The sequence below is a fragment of the Devosia insulae DS-56 genome (assembly GCF_000970465.2).
Lineage (GTDB): Bacteria > Pseudomonadota > Alphaproteobacteria > Rhizobiales > Devosiaceae > Devosia_A > Devosia_A insulae.
Genome location: NZ_LAJE02000284.1, coordinates 1 through 21,426 on the forward strand (window position 1 = coordinate 1; position 21,426 = coordinate 21,426).

Here is a 21,426-nt window from a genome sequence, read left to right on the forward strand (position 1 = left end):
GGAAGGGATAGGTTTGCGCCGAGTGACGCCCAGGCGGAAGCGGTTCCTTCCCTTCTCCCCTGAGGGGAGAAGGTGGCGTGAAGCGCCGGATGAGGGGTTCAGAGGTTGGTGATGGCTGGCTGATCCAGCCAAACCGAGAGGCTGAACCCCTCACCTCGGCTCTGCCAAGTCGCTTCGCTCCTGGCGACGCTATCCTCTCCCCTCAGGGGAGAGGAGGGAAAGAGAAACGCCGCCGGCGGGAGCCCAGCGGCGTTTTCTTACTGGAAGCGGCGAGTGACGCGCCTGTCAGGCAGCGTGGCTCTCGAGCCACTTCGCGAGGCCGGCCTTCGGGGTGCCGGCGCCGATCTTCATGTCGGCGGCTTCGCCGCCCTTGAACAGGATCATCGTCGGGATCGAGCGGACGCCGTACTTGACGGTGGTGTTCGGGTTGTCGTCGACGTTCAGCTTGACGATCTTCACCTTGCCCTGCAGCTCAGCCGAGAGCTCTTCCAGGACCGGCGAGATGGCGCGACACGGGCCACACCACTCGGCCCAGAAATCTACGAGCACGGGCTCTTTCGAGGACAGGACTTCCTCGCCAAAATTGGCGTCGGAAACGTGGGTTGTCATTGGGATTGCCTTTTGGGTTGAAAGCGGCGGTCTGTGTGATCCAAAAGCTAGGTAGAGTCCAGCGTGACTTCAACGAACGTCACCGGATGGTGAACCCCCGCGCCGCGTTTGCCAAGGCGGCGTCGGGTAATTTTAGCAGCGATTCCAATCCAGTCCAGAGAATGCCGGTTTCTATCCTCTGTCCCGGGAAAAGCTGCTTTGCAACAAGCGCATAGAGTCCGAGCTGCAGGAGGTAACCGGGTTTGACCCGCTCGGGTTCCATCACCGGCTCGGCATCGGACTTGAAATCGACCAGCAGCACGCTGCCGGGCGTCACGACGATGCGGTCGATGCGGCCGGCGATGGTCACCGTCTCGCCCTTGTGCAACGCGGTAGCAAGGAACGGCACTTCGGCGCGGCTATCCGCGGCAAACAGGTGCTGGAGTTCCGGCCGCGACAGGATCGACAATGCCTTCGTCGCCAGCCCCTGATGTTGCTCCGGCGCCTCGGGCAGCAGCAGCGGCAAGGCTCGCGCCGCGACCGCCGGTCGCTCGGGCGGTGCCACCTTGGCGAGATGCTGCAGCAGGGCATGGAGCGCCGTGCCGGCGAGGCGAGCCGTTGCGGGGTCGAGCCCCTCTTCGAGCCGCGTCGCCAGCGTCCGATCGGGATCGGACGGGGTCTCGACGCTCGATGGCCGCAACACCTTCTGCACCTTGCGCTCCGGCAGCGGCTGCAGATCGAGCCCCATGCCGCCGAGATCGACCAGTGCCTCGACCGGCTTCAGCTTCGCCGGCGCCGGCCTCTCCTTCGGGTAGAGCAGCGCCGCGGTATTGCCCTCAGCATCGGTGACGCTCTCGCTCAGCGGCCCGAGGCCCTGCTCGATTGCCTCGTACCAGCTGCCATCGACCTTGCCCTGCTTGGTCAGGTAGCCGGTGACGTAGAGCTCGTCCTCGGCGCGGGTCATGGCGACATAGAGCTTCCGCCAATATTCCTTGAGCTGGTCGCTGTCGGCCTCGTCCTTGAAGCCGGTGGTCGCCGGGGCATGAGTTGCCGACGACGAGGCGTGGACGAAGAGCGGCGGCTGTGCCTTGAGGTAGATGCTGCGCCGGTCGCGGCCGCGCTCGGTGCTGGCGGCATCGGCGAGGATGACGATCGGCGCCTCGAGCCCCTTGGCGCCATGCACCGTCATCACCCGCACACCGGCGCCGCCTTCGGCCAGCTCGCGCTTGATCGTCACCTCGCGCGAGCGCAGTTCAGCAAGGAAGCCGAGCAGCGAGGGCTGCGGCGATTGCTCGTGCGACAGCGCCAGGTCGAGGAACTCGGCCATCACGTCATCGATCTCGGAGCCGAAGCGGCCACGCATGCGCTTGAGGCCGCCGCCGGCATAGAGCACGTCGGCGTAGAAGTTGAACGGCCGCTCGAAGTCCAGCCGGTTGCGCCAACGATAGAGCTGGTCATAGGCCGCCTTCACCGAGGGGATGTCGCAGCCCTCGATGGCCCGCCACAGCCGCTTCTCGCCACGCGGCTGCGCCACCGCCAGCAGATCATCCTCGCTGACGTCGAACAGCGGCGAGCGCAGCAAGGCGGCCAGCTGCAAATCGTCGGCCGGGTTGCTCAGCACATCGCCGAGCGCCATCATATCGAGCACGCCGATATGGGTGGTCACCGCCAGACGGTCGGCGCCCGGTGTCGGCACCCCGGCGCGGATCAGCGCCCGGATGATCTCGTGGAACAGGATGCTGCGCACCTGGACGAGGATCAGCACATCGTCGGCGCTCACCGCCTTGCCGCGCGGCCCCAGCGGGCGTTTGGCATCGATCCAGCCCTTGATCTCCCGGGCGATCTTTTCGGCCACCTGGCGCTGGGCGCTCTGGGTCTGGATCTCAGGCGGCTCGGTCGGCCAGTTTTCCGGGTCGCTCTCCTCCGCCTGGTCCTTGATCGGCGGCCACAGCGTCACCACGCCACCGGCATCGGCGCGGGCAGTCGAATGGGCAACGCCCGTCGCCTCGAGCGCCCCGTCCTTGAGGTCCGCGCGCTTGAACACCTCGTCCACCGCGTTCAGCACATTGGGCAGGGTGCGGAAACTGTAGCGCAGCGGCACCGGGGTGATCTCGAAATGCGCGGCGCGCGCACTGAAGGCGTATTGCCGCCCGGCCTCGACGAACACTTTTGGGTCGGCGCCCTGGAACGAGAAGATCGACTGCTTCTGGTCGCCCACCGCGAACAGGGTGCGCGGCCGATCGGCAGCGCTGTCGCCGAAGAAGAAATCGTCGATCAGCGCTCCGACTACCTGCCATTGCAGCGGGTTGGTGTCCTGCCCCTCATCGACGAGGATGTGGCTGAGCCCGGCATCGAGCTTATAGCGCACCCAGGGGCCCTGCTGCTCGTCGCGCAGCAGCGCCGCGAGCTTTTCGATCAGGTCGTCGAAATCGAGCAGCGAACGGGCCCGCTTGGCCTTCTCGTAATGCGCCGAGATCGCCGCCACCACGTCGAGCATCGCCTCGCTGCGCGCCACGAGCTCCGCCGTCACCAGCTTCTGGTAGAGCTGTTCGAGTCGCTGCCCCTCGGCCACGAGGCGCGCCGCGACATCGGGGATCAGCGCCGCAGTGGCCTTCTTGATCAGGGTCTTCCGCGCCGTGCGATCGGCCTGGGTCAGGAACGCATCGAGCAGGTCGTCGGCATCGGGATTGGCAGGGTCGATCTGGCTGAGGCGGTCGACGAAATCGATGCCGTAGGGGTCGGGGGTGATGAGCGCGAAGATCGCCGCGTGGTCGTCGCGGCTGAGGCCGTAACCCGCGCTGATCTCCGCCATCACCTCGTCGATACCGCCGACATTGCCGACGAGCTTGTGCAATTCGCGTTTCGCTGCCTGCGGCTGCGCCAGTACCGGCCTCAGGGTGCGCTGCTGGTTCAGCGCTTCGAGGATGGCGGTCTCGATCTGGAAGTCACTGAGGAGGCCGAACAGCGTTTCCACCGCCGCCGCCTCGCCGCTACCGCGCAGGCCCGCTGCCAGCACGGTCTCGCGCGCTTCGAGCAGCATGCTGTCGCGCTGGTGCTCCTCCAGCACGCTGAAATCGAACGGCACCGCCGCCTCGCGCGGGAAGCGGTGCAGCACGCTCTCGCAGAAGGCGTGGATGGTCTGGATGCGGAGGCCACCCGGGGCCTCAAGCGCCCGGGCGAACAGCGAGCGGGCCCGCAACCGCATTGCCGGGGTCGGCGGCAGGCCGGAGAGCGCCGTCAGATCCTTGATCAGCTCGTCTTCGCTTTCGAGCGCCCACTGCCCCAGCCGCTCGGCGACGCGGCCGCGCATCTCGGCGGCCGCCGCCTTGGTGTAGGTGAGGCAGAGGATCTCCTCGGGCCTGGCGCCCGAAAGCAGCAGCCGCAGCACCCGGGCGGTCAGCACATAGGTCTTGCCCGAGCCGGCATTCGCCGTCACCCAGACGCTGCGCTCGGGATCGGAGGCGTCGCGCTGCGCCGCAACGATCTGCTGCGGCATCGGGCTCAGAAGGCGCCGGCTCATGGATCATCCACTCCCGCGGTCAGCGTCCATTCGTCGGTACGCGCCAGGTGATCGTACGGCCCGGGATATGATTTCCTCCCGGTTTCGACGCGCGGCCGGATGCGCGCCGCCATCGGCAAGCCGTCGACCAGGAGGAACGCCTCGACGTGGCGCTGCAGGCGGCGCTCGATCTCGCCGACCGCAGCCATCAGGCTCATGCCCTTGATCAGCTTGAACGGCTTGATCTGGAACGCCGCCGGCCCGAGGCCGATCTTGATATAGGTGAGCGCCGAGCTGTCGCGGGGCGAGATGCCGGGGAACACTCCGGCGCGGGCCATTGCCGCTTCCAGCAGCAGCTGCGGCGCGTCGAACGCCGTCATGTCCTTGGGCTGCGGCACGCCGCCGGTCTTGAAGTCGATGATTTCGAGCGTGCCGTCGCGCTTCAGGTCGAGCCGGTCCGCCTTGCCGACGAGCACGAAGTTGTCGAGCGCCGGAAACAGCCACTCGCCCTTGGTCTCGGCGTGGCGTTCGACGATCTCGGCGTCGCGCCGCCGCTCATAGTCGAGGAACTGCCGGGCGGCGCGCTCGAAGCGCTTCAGCCAGATGTCGCGGCGCTCCTTGATGGCGTCGAGCCCGGCAAAGGCGTCGCGCGCCATCTCCATCATCTCGGGCAGCGCTTCGGGCAATTCCAGATCGAGCCCGGCATGGACGAATTTCTCGAACACGCCGTGGATCATGGTGCCGCGCTCGCGCGCGCTGGGCTCGGTGCCGAGCGGCTCGATCCGTTTGAGGGCGAGCACATGCCGGGCGTAGATGTCGTAGGGCGAGCGCATCAGCGGCTCGATCTCGGTGATCGACAGCCGCCGTGGGCGGATGCGGGCCGGCGGGTTGGGCGCTGGCCGATCGGCCGGTCGCGGCACGCCGGCATGGTCGATCGCATCCGCTTGCGCCAGCCAGCGCATGCCCCGCGCCCGCGCCAGCTTCGCCTCACTCTCGCCGATGAAGGCATAAAGCCGCTGCAGCAGCGGCGAAGGCAGCGCCGGCGAGGTGCCGATGCGCTCGGCATAGGCGATGATCACTTCGGCATTGCCGGCGGCCATGACGAAATCATGCGCCGCCTGGCCCTGCCGGCGCTCGGGCGGCTCGAGCCCGATGCCGATGCGCATGCCGCGGCTGAGCCACGGGCCAGGGTCGGCGACCGGCGGCCAGATATCCTCGTTCATGCCGGCGAGGATCATCAGGTCGGGGTTCATCAGGCGGGCTTCGAGCTCGCCCCAGATGTGGATGTCGTCGCGCGCCGGCACCGGGTTCTGCGTCTTGGTGCCGGTGAGCAGCGCCTCGAGCACCGCTTCGAGGTCGAACGGCTGAAAGGCGGTGCCACCCTGGTCGAGCGCCACCAGTTCCTCGGCCCAGCGGCGGAGTTCGGCCATCCCCGGCAGCTCGGCCTCGGCGATCAGCGCGTCGAGCGTCGTCAGCAGCGCCGAGGCGAGCTCGGGAGCGGTGATGCGCTCGCGCGTCCTGAGCGTCACGATCGGCGCCATCGCCGCATCGAGCCGATCGAGCAGCTCCGGCAGTTCGGCGTGGTCGGAGAGCCCACGCAAGCCGGCGATGCCGGCCCCGGGGCGCTCGGAACGCAGCCGCAGGTCGAGATGGTCGGTGAGCCTGCGGACGAGGAAGCGGTCGAGGCCCAGCGACACGGCGGCGTTGCGCAGCAACGAGATGATGTCGACCGGCGCATAGTCGTCGGTGGCGATGGCCAGCACCTGCCGTGCCAGCCGTCCGGCGGCCGACTGGAACAGCGGTGTCCCCGCCGCGTCGTCGACCACCACGCCGTGGCGGTTGAGTTCGGCCGCGATGCGCCGGGCCAGGGTCTGGTCACGCGCCACAATGCCGACGGTCTTCTTCTCAGCCAACGTGGCGCGGGCAGCGAGCGCGATGGCGCGCGCCTCGACGTCGGCGTTGCGGGCCGCAAGGATGCTGACGCCCTCCAGCGCCCGGCTCACCGGAATATCGGCGCGGAGGATCGGCCAGGCCGGGGTTTCGCTGGCCGGCGCCAGCGCCGCCTGCACCAGCGCGGTGCGCGGCGTCTCGCCGCCCAGCTCCACCACCTCGCCGACGCCGGCCTCGAGGCTGCGCAGCAGCTTCATCAGGCCATATTGCGGATGACCCTGGGTGGTCTCGCCGTTGATCATCCGATCGTGGCGATCCGGGGTGAACGAAGTATCGAGCCCCGGCAGCACCACCACGCCGCGCGGCAGTGCCGCCACGGCCTTGAGCAGCGCCGCGGTGGCGGGGATCGAACCGGTGGAGCCGGCGGCGATCACCGGGCGGTCGCCATAGACGAAGCTCGCCGCCCCGGCCTGGCGCAGCAGCCGCTCGTTGCGGGCCGTTGCGGCGTCAATGCGGCCGCGTTCGGCGAGGATCGCCGGCCAGGCCTTCAGCGCCACATCCAGGAATTCCAGCACCTTCTGCCAGTTATCGGCCAGCTCCTCGGGCACCAGCTCCTTGAGCTTTTCGGTGGCGATGCCGGCAATGGTGAAATCGTCCATCACCTCGCCGAGTGAATCGGCGAGCCAGAAGATCTCGGCCGGGTTGGGAGGCGTCGCGAAGCTCTCGGCCCGCTCGGCGAACAGCCGCACCAGGTGCGACAGGGTCAGCCGGCGCTCGAGCAGCGATGCCGCGGGCTTGCTGGCCGGGGCGTCGAAGGGCGGGAGGAACGGTTCTTCATCCGCCACTTCGCCGCCAAAGGTGCGGATATCGGGCAGCAGCACGGTGCCACCGAGGCGCCGCGCGAACTCTTCGGCGAGCACGAAGCGGGCGCGCCGGGTAGGGAGGATGATGGTGATGTCGCTCAGCCAGAACGCGCCATGGCGCGGCCAATCGCCCAGCAAACGGCCATCGAGCACCCGCTCGGCGAGCGTCGCGAGAAAAGGCGCGTGGGGCGCGATAGTGAAGAGCGAGTCGCGGCGCATGGTCGGGGATTTGACTCGGTGAGGCGCGGGAAGTCCAGCGGCGTGGTGCCGCTGGGTCGAGGGTGGCGCTATATGCGATTGCCCACCCAATAGCTCCGCAAACTCGATGTCATCCCCGCGAAAGCGGGGACCTCCGTTTTCTTGGCCGGCATCGCAAACAGAGGTTCCCGCTTTCGCGGGAATGACTCCGTGTGTGTAGCGAGGAGTGTGCGGACGACGCGATACCCGCGGAGAGCTACAGCAGCCGTCCGTCTACGAACTCAATCGTCGCCTCGCGACCATCCCCACCTGCCGGTACCACCAGCCGGATTGCCACCGTCGCCTGCTGCACCACCTCGTCCGAGCGCTCCGGCCATTCGACCAGCACGATCGCGTCGGCCCGGTCGAACAGGCCCAGTTCGTCGACCTCGCGCGGGCTGGAGATGCGGTAGAGGTCGGCATGCAGCACCGAGTGGCCGTTGGCTTCGTAGGGCTGCACCAGGGCAAAGCTCGGCGAGGGCACGTCGAGCCCGGCATCACCGACGAGGGTGCGGATCACGGTGCGGGCGAGCGCGGTCTTGCCGGCGCCGAGGTCGCCTTCGAGCAGCACCAGGTCCCCCGGACGCAGCAGCGCAGCGAGACGACGGCCGAGATCGGCGGTCGCGTCGTCGTCGGCGAGGAACAGGTGCTGGTCGGCCATGGCACTGCAATAGCGTCAGCGCGCCACGGCGAAAAGCCCTACTCGGCGGCGCCGGCCATGGCGGCGTCGCTGGGCAGGCTCACCACCACGCGGGTGCCACGCGGCTCGCGCCGCTCCACCGCGATGGTGCCGCCATGCATGTTGACGAAGGCGCGGACGATCGAGAGGCCGAGACCGGCGCCGCGCTGCCGGACCGGGCCGGCCAGCGCCTCGTTGCGATCGAGCAGCGCGACGCGCATTTCTTCGCTCATCGGGGCGCCTTCGTCCTCGACCACGAACTGGATGCGGCCGGTACGGCCACTGACGGTGAGCCGTACCTCGCCGCCCGGCTCGGAGAAGCGGGCGGCGTTCGAGAGCAGGTTATAGAGCACGTTCACGATGCGGGTGCCGTCGGCGATGAACGGCGGCAGGTCGGGCTCGACGATGATCTTGAGGTTGAGCGAGGGCTCGCCATCGATATCGGGGAAGGTGGCGGCGAGGCCGGCGCGGGCCTTGTCGACCAGCGTTGCGACATCCTGCGATTCCGGCTGCAGTTCGGCGATGCCGGCATCGACCGTCGCGAGGTCGAGGATGTTGTCGATCAGCACGCCCAGCGTGGCGCTCGAGGCGCGGATGAAGTCGGTATAGCTATGCTGCTTGTCGTTCAGCTCGCCGGCGGCGCCCGAGGCGAGGAGATCCGCAAAGCCGATGATGTTGGTGAGCGGCGAGCGCAGTTCGTAGGAGACGTTCTGCACGAACGCATCCTTCAGCCGATCGGCGGTGATCAGCGCGTCGTTGCGCTCCTTCAGCACCCGCTGGTAGTTGGCGCTCTCTGTGACATCGAGGAAGGTCATCATCGTCTGCCCGTCGGGCAGGCGCACGATGGCATAGTCGATCAGCTTGCCGTCGGCCCGGGTGATGCGGCCCTGCCGGTCGGAGCGCGTCGGGTTGAGGTCGATGATCGAGCGCTTCAGGTCACGCCAGATCGTCGCCCCGTCCTCGGGCAGCGCCCGCGCCGCGGCTTCGGCGATCTGGTCGATATGTGGCGTCTCGGCGAGAAGGTTGGCCGGCAACTTCCACACCGTCGAAAGTTTCGGGTTCGACAGCGTCAGCCGCCCATTGGTGCCGAACACCGCTACCGCTTCGCTCAGCGCGTTGAGGGTCGAGCGCTGCACGTCCAGCACCACCTTGTGCTGGCTCTTCAGGTTCAGCTGGTCGGTGATGTCCTCGAAGACGTAGATCACCCCACCTTTCGGCCCGGCCGGGGCGGCGATGACCTGCACGGTGCGGCCATCAGGAAGGTGCCAGGGCTCGAGTTCCTTGGGGATACGCAGCTGGTAGGCGCTGAGGTGCCGGGTGCGCCAGCCCTGATAGTCGGGCTCGTTCGGCAGCTTACCGTCGGTGCGGAGCTTATCGAGGATGGCGCGCTCGTCCATGCCGAGCTTCAGCCAGTTCGGGTCGATATCCCACATCACGCAATAGGCGCGGTTGAACTGCACCAGCTCGCGGTTGGGATTGAAGATGGCGATCGGTGTCGCCAGCGCATCGATAATGGCGCTGAGATGCGACAGCCCGGCATCGCGCGGGGCGCTGTCCTGCCGAGCATGCAGATAGCCGGCCGAACCGCCATTGACCGGGAAATCGACGACCTCGAAATCGCCGACCTCGCCCAGGGTCACCATGGTGCTCTGGGGCTTGCGCGCATCGCCGAGAATGGCGCGGTTGCGTTGCAGCAGGCCGTAATCGACCAGTTCAGCGGGCTGGCTTTCGCTGGTCTTGCGGCCTAGCGCCCGCGCCAGATCGTGATAGGCGCCGTTGGCGAAGACGAGGCGGCCGGCGCCATCGCGGAGGAATGCGGGCTTGCCGAGGCTGGCGAGCACCGTACGGGCCGTGGCGTGGTCGGTGGCGGTCTGCGTGGCCTGCGATGCAGGCGCCGCTGCCAGCTCGCCCTGCGGCGCGATAGCCGCCGGGCGGAGCCGGAGGGCAGCGCCGTTGCCGAGCAGCGAGCCCGAAGCGCGCACGGTGCGGCCATCACTGGCCTTGAGCGTCAGCTCGAAGCCGCGGCCGCCGACGCGGAGATTTTCGATGGCGCGGGCGATACGGTCGGCATCCGCTTCGCCGAGCCAGGAGGCGAAATCCAGCACCGCTTCGGCACGCCGCCCGGGGGGCAAGAGGGCCGAGGCCTGGCCGAGGAAGCGCGGGCCTTCGCCGGCGCTGGCCCACAACACGATGATCTCGCGGCCGCCGGAGAGCAGCGCCTCATATTCGTCGACCCGGGCCCGGAGCCCGGCGATCTGTTCTGCGGCGCGGGAGCGCGCCAGCCGGTTGTCGCGCAGCATGCGGCGCACCAGCGCCATGGCGATCAGCGCGAAGGCGCCTGCGCCCAGTGCGATGGCGACGGGCGCTGCGCCCATCACATTGTTGGCCGTGATGCCCTGGGCCAGGGCGGGGGACGCACTCACAAGGGTCACCAGACTCGCTGATAGACCTGCGAATCCCCAATCGTTCCGGACCCTATCCGGCGCCATATACTGCCCCTAACCCGATTATGCCGCTCATCGCTGCCCGGACCGGACCGCGAACACTGCACTTGCCGCGCGCCGAGCCCCCATTGATTCGCCGCGCCTTCGACAGGTCAAAACCCGTAACCGCCGAATCACCAGACATTACCGGGCGCGGAATCGCGCAAAAAGAGTCTAATTGTATGTGAACAGCGGGGAATGGCCCGAGAATGGGTGTTGACCCGAGTCCGAACAGTGAACGCTTCGTTAACGAGGCGGTGATTTGGGGGGATTATTTTGCCGGGTTCTGCCCCTCACCCGTCTCGGCTACGCCGAGCCACCCTCTCCCTCAAGGGGAGAGGGACGCCGCGGGGCAGGGTCTCGCCTCCCTTCCCTCTCCCCTTGAGGGAGAGGGTGCCCTGCGGAGCAGGGCGGGTGAGGGGCAGTCCAGGTAGCAAAAAGGGCGCCCACCGGGCGCCCTTCAGAATTCGAAGCGTAACCCGTCAGTACCGGTACTGCTCGGACTTGAACGGGCCGGTTTCGCTGACGCCGATATAGTCGGCCTGCGATTTCGACAGCTTGGTCAGCTTGGCGCCAAGCTTGGCGAGGTGGAGTTCGGCCACCTTCTCGTCGAGGTGCTTGGGCAGGACGTGCACCGCCCTGGTGAGCGTCTCGCCATTGGTCCACAGCTCGATCTGCGCCAGGGTCTGGTTGGCGAACGAGGCGCTCATCACGAAGCTCGGGTGGCCGGTGGCGTTGCCGAGGTTGACGAGGCGGCCTTCCGACAACAGTACGATGCGCTTATTGGCCGAGAGCTCGACGATATCGACCTGCGGCTTGACGTTGGTCCACTTGAAGTTGCGGAGCTCCGCCACCTGGATCTCGTTGTCGAAGTGGCCGATGTTGCAGACGATCGCCATGTCCTTGAGGTTACGGATATCGTCGAGGCTGACGACGTCCTTGTTCCCCGTCGCGGTGACGACGATGTCGGCGCGGTGTGCGGCATCCTCGAGGGTCACCACTTCATAGCCGTCCATCGCCGCCTGCAGCGCGCAGATCGGATCGACTTCGGTGACCAGCACGCGGGCGCCGGCGCCGCGCAGCGACTGGGCCGAACCCTTGCCGACATCGCCATAGCCGCAGACGATCGCCACCTTGCCGGCCAGCATCACGTCGGTGCCGCGGCGGATGGCGTCGACGAGCGATTCACGGGTGCCGTACTTGTTGTCGAACTTCGACTTGGTGACGCTGTCGTTGACGTTGATGGCCGGGAAGGGCAGCTCGCCCTTCTGCTGCAACTGGTAGAGCCGCATCACGCCCGTGGTGGTCTCCTCGGAGACGCCACGGATATTGGCGCGGATCTTCGAATAGAATTTCGGATCCTGGGCCAGGCGCTTCTTGATCAGCGCGAAGAAGATTTCCTCTTCCTCGGAGTGCGGGTTGTTCAGCACAGACGGGTCGGTCTCGGCCTTGGCGCCGGTCAGCACCAGCATGGTGGCATCGCCGCCATCATCGAGGATCATGTTGGGGGTCTGGCCGCCGGGCCATTCCATCATGCGGTCGGTGTAATCCCAGTATTCCTCGAGGCTCTCGCCCTTCTTGGCGAACACCGAGATGCCGGCGGCGGCGATAGCGGCAGCGGCATGGTCCTGGGTCGAGAAGATGTTGCAGCTGACCCAGCGGACATCGGCGCCGAGCGCCTTCAGCGTCTCGATCAGCACGGCGGTCTGGATGGTCATGTGGAGCGAGCCGGCGATGCGGGCGCCCTTCAGCGGCTGCTTTGCGGCATATTCCTCGCGGATCGCCATCAGGCCCGGCATTTCGATCTCGGCCATGCCGATTTCCTTGCGGCCATACTCGGCGAGGCCGATGTCGCGGACCACGTAGTCGTTATTGCTGGCCATCGGCCCTGTCTCCGTCTTGTCGTGCTGTTGCGGCCTTATACTGAAGCCTGAGGCCGCTATCAACCGGGATATAAAGAAAGCTTTATGTCCCTTAGGGCCGACGCTCGACGTAGCGCACGCGGCGGCGCCGGAACGGCAGCATCAGCACGCCGACGATTGCCGAAAGGATCACATAGCCCACGGCAAAGCCGGCGGCCGCGTAGCTCAGCCCCTCGAGGGTTACCGGCACTGCCGGCTGGTAATCGCTGAGGGTGCGCCGGCCGATCTCGGTATCGAAATATTCCGGCATCCGGGTGAAGCGCTCCCAGCCGGTGGCGCCACGCACTTCGGCCAGGGTCGAGGACAGTTCCTGATAGCGCGAGAAGGTTCGCGCCATCGACTCGCCGCGGGCCGCGATGAAGCTGTCACCGGTCTTCGAGTAGCGGTCGATCGCCTGCTCGAGGGTCAGGCCGGCCTCCTTGGCAGCAACCTCGAACTCGGTGGTGATGATGCGCAGCTCGTCCACCGCGCCACCCAGCCGCTGGGTATATTGCTGGGCATATTCGGGGAACTGGCTGAGGCTGAGGCCAAGCGCCAATCCGCCGATGATGCCAAGTGTCCTGCGCATCCCGATGCTCCGTTCGCAACTGCAACGGCACCACGCTGGGTGCCGTTCCGAACATAGGAGCAGTTGGTGAGCGAGAGGCTAACTCGCCAGACGCGATATCGTCAGGCTGCGGCTTTGGCCCGTTTCACGCCACTCGAGAGGCCTGCGACCAGCGTGGTCACCGCGGCGACGGTACCGGCGGTGGCCTTGCCGTTCTCCAGCGAGCCGAGCACGGCGTTGCAGATGGCGGTGCCGACGGCGATGCCGTCGGAGTCGCGGCCCATGCGGGCGGCGTCATCGGCGGTCTTGATGCCGAAGCCAACCACCACCGGCAGGTCGGTATGGCTCTTGATGCGGGTCACCGCCTCGCCCACGGCGGCATGGTTCTTGATGCTGGCGCCGGTGATGCCGGTCATCGAGACGTAGTAGACAAAGCCCGAGGTATTGTTGAGCACCGCCGGCAGGCGTGCGTCATCGGTGGTCGGGGTAGCGAGGCGGATGAAGTTGAGCCCGGCCTCAAGCGCCGGAATGCAGAGTTCGGCATCTTCCTCGGGCGGCAGGTCCACCACGATCAGCCCGTCGACGCCGGCAGCCTTAGCGGCGCTCAGGAAAGCATCGACGCCGAAGATGTAGATCGGGTTGTAGTAGCCCATCAAGACGACCGGGGTTTCGTCGTCCTTCCTGCGGAAGGCCTCGACCATTGCCAGGGTCTTCTTCATGGTCTGGCCGGCAGCAAGCGCCCGTTGGCCGGCGGCCTGCACGCCCGGGCCATCGGCCATCGGGTCGGAGAACGGCATGCCGAGCTCGATGATATCGGCGCCGGCGCCCGGCAGCGCCTCGAGGATGGCCTGCGCGGTGGCAAGGTCCGGATCGCCGGCCATGGTGTAGGCGACGAGCGCCGGACGGCCCTCGGCGGCGCATTTCTGAAAGCGGGCGGGGATACGGGTCGTCATCAGCTGTTCATCCCCAGGTAACGGCCAACACTCTCGACATCCTTGTCGCCGCGACCGGAGAGGCAGAGGACGATGGTTTCGTCTCTGCTCATCGTCGGCGCCACCTTCATCAGGTGCGCGAGGCCATGGGCGCTCTCCAGCGCCGGAATAATGCCTTCGAGCCTGGTGCAGAGCTGGAAGGCGTCGAGCGCTTCGTTGTCGGTGATCGGCGCGTAGGTGACGCGCTTGGTGTCGTGCAGGTAGGAGTGCTCGGGACCAACCCCCGGATAGTCGAGGCCGGCCGAAATCGAGTGACCCTCGAGAATCTGGCCGTCGGCATTCTGCAACAGGTAGGTGCGGTTGCCGTGCAGCACGCCGGGGCGACCGCCGGTCATCGAGGCGGCGTGGCCGTTCTCGACTTCGATGCCATGGCCGCCGGCTTCGGCGCCATAGAGCTTCACCCCGGGGTCGTCGAGGAAGGCGTGGAAGGTGCCGATGGCGTTGGAGCCGCCACCGACGCAAGCGACGACCGCGTCGGGTAGCCGGCCGGTCTCGGCCTGCATCTGCGCCTTGATTTCTTCGCCGATCACCGACTGGAAGTTGCGCACCATCTCCGGATAGGGGTGCGGGCCAGCGGCGGTGCCGATCAGGTAATAGGTGGTCTCGACATTGGTGACCCAGTCGCGCAGCGCCTCGTTCATGGCGTCCTTGAGCGTGCCGGCGCCGGCCGTGACCGGGCGGACCTCGGCGCCGAGCATCTTCATGCGCAAGACGTTGGGGTATTGCCGCTCGACGTCGGTGGCGCCCATGAACACCACGCAGGGCAGATCGAACTTGGCGCAGACCGTCGCCGTCGCCACGCCATGCTGGCCGGCGCCAGTCTCGGCGATGATGCGGGTCTTGCCCATGCGCTTGGCCAAAAGGATCTGGCCGAGCGTGTTGTTGATCTTGTGCGAGCCGGTGTGGTTCAGCTCTTCGCGCTTGAAATAGACCTTGGCGCCACCCAGCTGGTCAGTCAGCCGCTCGGCGAAATAGAGCGGCGAGGGGCGGCCGACATAGTGGGTGGCGAGGTGCTTGATCTCAGCCTGGAACTCAGGATCGACCTGCGCCGCGCGATAGGCCTTCTCGAGATCGAGGATCAGCGGCATCAGCGTTTCGGCGACGAAACGGCCGCCATAGAGCCCAAAGCGACCCTGCTCGTCGGGGCCGTTGCGAAGGGAATTGGCCCCGGTCGCGGTCACTGCTGAACTCCTACCCGTGTGCGGCTCGCGCCTTGTCGATGAAAGCCCGGATCAGCGCCGCGTCCTTGACGCCGGGCGCGGTTTCGACGCCGGAGGAGACATCCACAGCCATCGGTCGAACGGCCCGGATTGCCTCTCCCACCGTCTCGGGCGTGAGGCCCCCGGAAAGCATGAATGGAAGGCCGGGGTCAAGCGCCTTGAGCAGGCTCCAGTCGAACGGCACGCCGTTCCCGCCGGCGCGGTCGGCCCCCTTGGGCGCCTTGGCGTCGAGTAGGATGCGATCGGCGATATCGGCGAAGTCGGCGACATGCGCCACGTCCTCCGCCGTGCTGATGCCGATGGCCTTCATGATGGCGATGCCGGCCTCGTCGCGGATTGCCTCGACGCGGTGCGGTGTTTCGGGGCCATGCAGCTGGATCCAGTCGGGCGACAAAGCCGCGATTTCCATGACCGAGGAATTGTCCGGGTTGACCAGCACGACGCAGGTCTCGATCCGGCCGCGCGCCGCCGAGATCAGTTCCTGCAGCGTCTCGAGATCGACATGCCGGGGGCTGCGCTCGAAATGCATGAAGCCGACGATATCGGCGCCGGCGTCGATGGCGGCATCGAGCAGCGCTGGGGTCCTGATGCCGCAGATCTTGACGATGAGGGGGTCGGACATGGGCCTTGGATCAGTTGGGAACGAAATCTTCGGCGCCGAGCGCCGGGGGTTCGGGCGAGCGGCGGGCAACTTCCAGCTCGCGATGCAAGCGTTCGGTCTCGCGCTTGAAATGGCGTTCATCGCGGCGATGTGGCCCCTGGGCGAACCAGGTGGCGACGCCGCCAAGCAGCACCCCGACCAGCAGCACGGCAAACAACACCAGGAAGAGCGGCACGCCAACACCCGGCGAGCTCAGCGCCTCGACCGGTGCGAAGGGGTTGAAATTCACCACCACCAGCTGGCGGTTGGCCAGGGCGAACACAATCAGCACCGCGCAAAGCGGCACCAGCACAAACCAGCCGACAATGCGTCTAATCATCGGAAATGCCAGACATCATCCCGCGCGATTGATCCGCTCACGGATTTCCTTGCCGGCCTTGAACTGCGGCACATACTTCTCGCCCACATCGACGGTTTCGCCGGTCCTGGGATTGCGGCCGACGCGCGCCGGCCGGTTCTTGACCGAGAAGGCACCGAAACCGCGCAGCTCGACGCGGTCACCACGGGCCATCGCGTCACCGACCTCGTCGAGGATGGCATTCACGATGTTCTCGATATCGCGCTGAAACAGATGCGGATTTTCGTCGGACAGTCGCTGCACGAGTTCGGACTTGATCATACCGCCCCCCGGCGCACTCCACGGGTCGATGGGGTTCACATCGATGGGTTAGCCTGCCAAAGCGAGACCAAACCGTCAAGGGACATCGCCCCGTCGACGCTCGAGCGCATCACTTCTGCGGCACTCTGGCCGAGCCAGCGGGTGACGCCGAACCAGCCTTCGGCCGGCAACGGAAAGTAATCGACGACCGGCAAATCGGCGGCGATGGCTTTGTCGCTCTCGAGCCAAGTAATGGCCTCGGCTTCGCCGCCGATCGCGTCGATCAGCTTGGTCTCGATGCCCTGCCGGCCGGTGATGATCCGGCCATCGGCGAGCGCCAGCGTTGCGGGCCGCGGAATGGCGCGGCGCTCGGCGACGATATCGACGAACCACTCGAACGAATCGTTGACCAGCGCCTGCAGCGAGGCGCGCACCTCGCCCTGCATCGGCTCGTTGAAGTCGGGCTCGGCCTTGAGCGGGCCGGTCTGCACCTTGTCGAAGTTGACCCCGATGGTGTTGAGGAGCTTGCCCGCATCGACATGCTGATAGAGCACGCCGATCGAGCCGACGATCGACAGCCGGCGGGCAAAGATGCGGTCGGAGGCAATGGCGGTCATATAGGCGGCCGAAGCGCCAAGCTCGCTGATCACCGCCACCACCGGCTTTTTGGCGCGCAGCGCCCCAAGCGCCTCGTAGAGTTCCTCGCCGCCGGCGGTGGTGCCGCCGGGGGAATTGATGGCGATGATCACCGCTTTTACCGCATCGTCCTCGGCGAGCTTGTCGAGGATCTTGAGGCGGGCCGGATCGGTCATGATGGTGCCGGTGATGCTGACCCGGGCGATGCGGTCGCCAGGGCCGCCCTGCTCCATGGCGAAGCGGCCGACAATCGCCAGGACCGCAGCGGCGAGCGCCAGGAAGAACAGCACCCGCCACAGCCGGCGCGAACGGCGCAGCCGGGCATTGGCAGGGATCAGGTGCGCGCTGTCGCCGGAGGTGTCGGTCATCGGGGCCTCATACAGAATTGGGGGAGGTAACCCGCGGGCGGCGGCAAATGCAAGGCGGAGAAGGGATGCGGGCCGAGGCTCTGCAAGTCCCCCAAACTCGGTGTCATCCCCGCGAAAGCGGGGAACTCCGTTGGCGATCGTGCGGCAAGCCGAGAAAACAGAGGTTCCCGCTTTCGCGGAAATGACCCGGTGGCTGGGGCCGGGATCACACAGTGGGTGGGGAAGGTCAGCGCCCCGCGGATAGACGGCCCTATACCTTCAGCCGCTGCCGCTCGGTCTTGATGAAGCCGGCGAGGTGATCGGCCTCGAACAAGGTCAGCGCCCTGCCCTGCTGCAGCAGGCGGTCGCGCTCGGTGCGGCCCAGCGCCGCCTCGAGCGTGCCGGAGAGCCGGTTGCGCTGCATTTCCTCAGTGGCCTGGCGGCCATCGATCCAACCCTCAAAGCTTTTGTCGGTGAAGCCGACCAGCAGCGCCGCGACGTCGAAGGCGCCGCGCGTCGCGAGGAGTTCGGCGGCATTCTGCAACAGGCACCAATGCCACTGGCCGCCATCGCGCGGGACGATCTCGGCCGCTTCGGAGAGAGGGGCGACCGCGCCGTCGAAATCGCCCAGCGCCATGCGGTAGGCAGCATTGTTGTTGAGGTGGAAGCCGAGCAGCAGGCTGCGCCCCGCAGCGCGCAGCTCGGGCATGATCTGATCGGAGAGCGACAGGGCGCGAACGGTGTCGCCGCCCTTGTGCAGCATTTCGGCGAGGTTCATCACCGAGCGGAAACGGCCCTTGGGGTTGCCGACATCGAGATGCATGGCAAGCCCTGCTTCGGCGCGGGCGAGGCCGGACATGGTGTCGCCGCGGGTCCAGGCCTGGGTGCCGATGCCCACCAGCGCCCAGGATTTGACCTTGCTGGGCGGCATGTCGGCGATCAGCGTTTCGAGCTCGGCGACCAGCGGCTCGGCATCGCCCTGATGGTGGAAGAAAATGGTGATCCAGGCGGTGAGCACCAGCGCCTGGGTGTAGCGCAGCCGATCGTCGCTCTGACGGAAGAAGGCCAGCGCCGGCTCCAGCCCCTGGTAGGCGCGGACATCCATGGCGTTGTAGCGGCCGATCTCGCCCAAGGCCAGTTGTAGCCGGGCCGCGGTTTCGGGCGGCACGGCGCCGACCAGCGACATGCCGGCCTCGATGGTCGCGAGCCCCTCGGCGCCGAGCTGCTCTTCCATGAAATAGCGGTAGGAACCGGCGGCGATCTCGACATAAGTCGGCCAGTCGGCGCGGGTCTTGGTCCAGGCGAGCGCGGCGCGGAGGTTATCGCCATCCGGACGATAGATCTGGTCCCAGCGCTCGTCGGGCAGCACCTCCCAGCGCAGTACGCTGTCGGCGAACAGGTCGCGGACATAGGCGGCGTGCCGGTCGCGGGTGATGACGTCCTCGCCGGCCTCGGCCAGCTTATCGAGGGCAAAGTGGCGGGTGGAATCGAGCAGGCGATAGCGCGCCCGGTCCTGCCCGTCGCGCACAACGAGGGAGCGGCGCACCAGTTCGGCGACCCGCGTCTCGGCCCCCTCGCCCGCCACCGCGTTGACGGCGGGGATGGAGAAGCTGCCCTGGAACACGCCGAGGGCGCGCAGCGTACGCTGGTCGTCGGGCTCGAGCAGGTCATAGCTCCAGGCCAGCGAGGCGGCGAGTGAGCGGTGGCGCGGCAGCGCCGGGTCCCAATCGGCCTCGAGGCTGGCCAATTGCTGCTCAAGCTGGCGGTCTACGGTCTCGATGCCGACGGTCGCGGCGCGGGCGGCCGCCATCTTCAGCGCCAGCGCCACGCCATCGAGGCGACGGCAAAGCCGGGCGACGATCGGCAGCTCGTCAGCCGAGAGCTTTTCGCCGAACGCCTCATAGCAATAGGCGAGGAACTGCGCCGAGGCGGCATCGACCAGCTCGCCCTCGCCGGTGACGGCGAAGGGCAGGAGCTTGAACACGTGCTCCTCAGGCAGGGCGAGTGGCACCTGCGAGGTGGCGAGAATGCGGATGTCAGGCACTTCGGCCAGCAAGGTGCGGATAACGCGGGCTGCGGCGCCGCGCACATGCTCGCAATTGTCGAAGATCAGCACCGCTTCGCTCGGCCGCAGATACTCGACGATCGACTCGAGCGAGCGGCTGCCGGCGCGGAACGGCACGGCGAGGGTCTGGATCAAGACGCTCTCGATGAACTCACCGCTGCCGAGCGAAGCGAGATCGACCATCCAGACGCCGCCATCGACGGAGCCGAGCGTCTCGGCCACCGCAACGGCCAGCGTGGTCTTGCCGACGCCGCCGGGGCCGAGAATGCTGACCAGCCGGTGCTGCTCGAGCAGGCGCGCCACGGCCTCGATTTCGACTTCCCGCGCAACGCAGTCGGCGCGATAGCGCCCGAGGTTGCCGTCGGCGCCGGCGGCGAGCGGCCGCATCGGCTCCTCGTCCTCGACCGGCGCGGGACCGACATACTTGTAGCCGCGACCGTGCACGGTCGCGATGAAGCCGGGGCCAAGCGCCTTGCGCAGCGCCGACATGTGAACCTGCAGGGTATTCTCCTCGACCACCACGCCCGGCCACACCGCATCGAACAGGGCGGACTTGTCGAGCAGCTGGTTGGGCTCAGCCAGCAGCGCCTCGAGCAGGTCGAAGGAGCGGCCCGAAAGCTCGATCAGCCCGTCGGGGCCGATGAGCTCGCGTTCACGCGGCCGGATCCGGTAGTCGCCAAAGCGTTTTTCCATTGCGGCACCATAGCCTAGACACCTGATTCAGGTCGATCAGGACTGCTTCAGAACTCTTCAGGATTGCCCCAAGGACTGCCGGGCCGCTTGGAGCGATGATCATCGCATCAGATCCGAGGAGACGGAAAAATGCTGTACCAGCCCAAGCCCCGCAACCGTGCCGCAGCGCTCGCCCGGCACGTTCTCGTCGCCGTCGCCGGGGTGTTCGCCGGTCTAGGCCGCGGACACTCCGATGGCGCCTATCTCGACGGCATGCGCGGCAGCGAACTCGAAGACCTCGGCCTGCGCCGGGTCGACGACGGCAGCTACCGGACGTTCAAGTGAGGGATCAGCCGGCTTTCTTGCGTGCCTTCTTCTTCTCGGCGGCGATATAGTCGAGAAGCACCCGGTTCACGGCCAACATGATGGAGCCGTCATCATCGGCTCGCTCCCGAAACCACTCGACAACTCTACGATCCAGGCGGACCGGAGGATACATGTGGGGGTTCACGAGCGCGTTCTTCCAGAAATCTTCTGTCAATTTCGGAATGTCGGAGTAGTCGATCTCCTCGTCCGGCCGTTGCGCCAAGGCGCGCAACTCAGCGAGCTCTTCCTCCGTGAGGGGGCGAGGAGTGTAGTTAACGATACCTGACTTCGCGCTCATACCGTTTTCGTTCCGTGCTCGTCGCCATGCGGGCTGAGATGATCCGAACCAGAAGTTCGCCATCGATGATACCGCGTTCGGCGTGGATGACCAACAGATGGGTACCCGCATCGGACCTGCCAATTGTTCGCCACCGCCGTTCACCCCAGCTATCCAGGTCCTCTTCGGTAACTTCGTTGGGATCGTAGAACACCGAGGCGGCGGCCTCGAAGCTAACGCCGTGCTTGAGCTTGTTGGCGAGATACTTCGCCTGGTCCCATTCGAACCGCAACGCCCCCTCCGTGCTGCAATGGCAAGTCGTAGCCAGCAGGCATTAGGCAGGCAAGCGGGTGGCCCTGATTAATCGAGCTTGCGGACCATATAGCGTGCGGCTTCCTCGTAGCTCAGCAGCTTGCCATAGAGCTCAGGAACCTCGGTCACCTCGAAGCCGTGACGTTGCCAGAACGGGATCGAGCCGTTCACCGCCACCAGCGTCATGGTGGGATAACCCTCGGCACTGGCGTGCTTGACCAGTGCCTCGACGATCTTCGAGGCCGCGCCGACCCGGCGGGTGACCGGCAACAGGCAAAGATCGTGCAGGTAGTAGGTATCGGGCTCGGTTGGCAGCGCCTTGAGCAGCGTGTTGAGCGGCGGCAGGGTGCCATAGAGCCAGGGGTGGCTCAGCACGTAGCCCGCCGGCTTGTCGCCGATCTCGAGCAGGTAACAGCCGTGGCGATAGAGCTTCAGGCGCTCGGCCAGCACCTCGGGGGTTTCGAAGAAATCGACATGCACGGTGTCGGCTATGCCCTGCACGGCCGGCAGGTCATAGCTGGTCATGGCGCGCCAGGCGACGTCCTTCAGATGCATATGGTCCCCCAAACAAA

The 21,426-nt window shown here is 66.8% G+C and carries 18 protein-coding genes; 1 reads left to right on the top strand and 17 read right to left on the bottom strand.

Annotation, left to right across the window (positions count from 1 at the left end):
• Positions 1 to 285 precede the first annotated feature (285 nt).
• The 14 genes from trxA to VW23_RS19685 all read right to left on the bottom strand — a co-directional run bounded on the left by trxA (position 286) and on the right by VW23_RS19685 (position 19,920).
• Entirely contained in the window at positions 286 to 609 is a 324-nt protein-coding gene (gene trxA, locus VW23_RS19620; protein WP_055876218.1) for a thioredoxin, read from the bottom strand.
• 79 nt (positions 610 to 688) lie between these two features.
• Complete coding sequence (addA, locus tag VW23_RS19625; RefSeq protein ID WP_069911229.1) at positions 689 to 4,108, bottom strand: double-strand break repair helicase AddA; 3,420 nt, start codon at positions 4,106 to 4,108, stop codon at positions 689 to 691.
• A complete protein-coding gene (addB, locus tag VW23_RS19630) occupies positions 4,105 to 7,059 on the bottom strand; it encodes a double-strand break repair protein AddB (protein ID WP_069911230.1) in 2,955 nt (984 codons plus the stop codon). The genes addA and addB overlap by 4 nt, the downstream gene beginning before the upstream one ends.
• Positions 7,060 to 7,294: 235 nt before the next feature.
• On the bottom strand, positions 7,295 to 7,738 hold the full coding sequence (gene tsaE, locus VW23_RS19635) for a tRNA (adenosine(37)-N6)-threonylcarbamoyltransferase complex ATPase subunit type 1 TsaE (RefSeq protein WP_069911231.1): 444 nt from the start codon (positions 7,736 to 7,738) through the stop codon (positions 7,295 to 7,297).
• 38 nt (positions 7,739 to 7,776) lie between these two features.
• Positions 7,777 to 10,179 (bottom strand): sensor histidine kinase, encoded by a 2,403-nt coding sequence (locus VW23_RS19640; protein ID WP_176730445.1) that lies wholly within the window; start codon positions 10,177 to 10,179, stop codon positions 7,777 to 7,779.
• 542 nt (positions 10,180 to 10,721) lie between these two features.
• Entirely contained in the window at positions 10,722 to 12,122 is a 1,401-nt protein-coding gene (gene ahcY / locus VW23_RS19645; RefSeq protein WP_069911233.1) for an adenosylhomocysteinase, read from the bottom strand.
• A gap of 91 nt (positions 12,123 to 12,213) precedes the next feature.
• Positions 12,214 to 12,729, bottom strand: coding sequence for a DUF2937 family protein (locus tag VW23_RS19650; protein ID WP_069911234.1), 516 nt, complete (start codon positions 12,727 to 12,729; stop codon positions 12,214 to 12,216).
• A 101-nt stretch (positions 12,730 to 12,830) separates the two neighbouring features.
• Positions 12,831 to 13,661, bottom strand: a complete 831-nt coding sequence (gene trpA / locus VW23_RS19655; RefSeq protein ID WP_069911235.1) for a tryptophan synthase subunit alpha — start codon at positions 13,659 to 13,661, stop codon at positions 12,831 to 12,833.
• Positions 13,661 to 14,881, bottom strand: a complete 1,221-nt coding sequence (gene trpB, locus VW23_RS19660; RefSeq protein ID WP_069911236.1) for a tryptophan synthase subunit beta — start codon at positions 14,879 to 14,881, stop codon at positions 13,661 to 13,663. The genes trpA and trpB overlap by 1 nt, the downstream gene beginning before the upstream one ends.
• A gap of 10 nt (positions 14,882 to 14,891) precedes the next feature.
• On the bottom strand, positions 14,892 to 15,542 hold the full coding sequence (locus VW23_RS19665) for a phosphoribosylanthranilate isomerase (protein ID WP_069911237.1): 651 nt from the start codon (positions 15,540 to 15,542) through the stop codon (positions 14,892 to 14,894).
• Between the two features lie 10 nt (positions 15,543 to 15,552).
• The gene (locus VW23_RS19670; protein WP_055047554.1) at positions 15,553 to 15,900 is read right to left on the bottom strand and encodes a lipopolysaccharide assembly protein LapA domain-containing protein; all 348 of its coding nucleotides are present in this window, start codon (positions 15,898 to 15,900) and stop codon (positions 15,553 to 15,555) included.
• Between the two features lie 15 nt (positions 15,901 to 15,915).
• Positions 15,916 to 16,200 (bottom strand): integration host factor subunit beta, encoded by a 285-nt coding sequence (locus tag VW23_RS19675; RefSeq protein ID WP_055876189.1) that lies wholly within the window; start codon positions 16,198 to 16,200, stop codon positions 15,916 to 15,918.
• 35 nt (positions 16,201 to 16,235) lie between these two features.
• Positions 16,236 to 17,183, bottom strand: a complete 948-nt coding sequence (gene sppA, locus VW23_RS19680) for a signal peptide peptidase SppA (RefSeq protein WP_069911238.1) — start codon at positions 17,181 to 17,183, stop codon at positions 16,236 to 16,238.
• Positions 17,184 to 17,433: 250 nt separating this feature from the next.
• Complete coding sequence (locus VW23_RS19685; RefSeq protein ID WP_069911239.1) at positions 17,434 to 19,920, bottom strand: ATP-binding protein; 2,487 nt, start codon at positions 19,918 to 19,920, stop codon at positions 17,434 to 17,436.
• A 129-nt stretch (positions 19,921 to 20,049) separates the two neighbouring features.
• Between VW23_RS19685 and VW23_RS19690 the strand changes: the two genes are divergently transcribed.
• A complete protein-coding gene (locus VW23_RS19690) occupies positions 20,050 to 20,244 on the top strand; it encodes a hypothetical protein (protein WP_069911240.1) in 195 nt (64 codons plus the stop codon).
• A gap of 4 nt (positions 20,245 to 20,248) precedes the next feature.
• Here VW23_RS19690 and VW23_RS19695 read toward each other — a convergent pair whose 3' ends face one another.
• From VW23_RS19695 to VW23_RS19705, 3 genes are all read right to left on the bottom strand, one after another.
• Positions 20,249 to 20,563, bottom strand: coding sequence for a hypothetical protein (locus VW23_RS19695; RefSeq protein ID WP_069911241.1), 315 nt, complete (start codon positions 20,561 to 20,563; stop codon positions 20,249 to 20,251).
• Positions 20,538 to 20,834, bottom strand: a complete 297-nt coding sequence (locus VW23_RS19700; RefSeq protein ID WP_069911242.1) for a BrnT family toxin — start codon at positions 20,832 to 20,834, stop codon at positions 20,538 to 20,540. Before VW23_RS19700 ends, VW23_RS19695 begins: the two co-directional genes overlap by 26 nt.
• A 68-nt stretch (positions 20,835 to 20,902) precedes the next feature.
• Entirely contained in the window at positions 20,903 to 21,409 is a 507-nt protein-coding gene (locus tag VW23_RS19705) for a GNAT family N-acetyltransferase (protein ID WP_069911243.1), read from the bottom strand.
• Between the last annotated feature and the right edge of the window lie 17 nt (positions 21,410 to 21,426).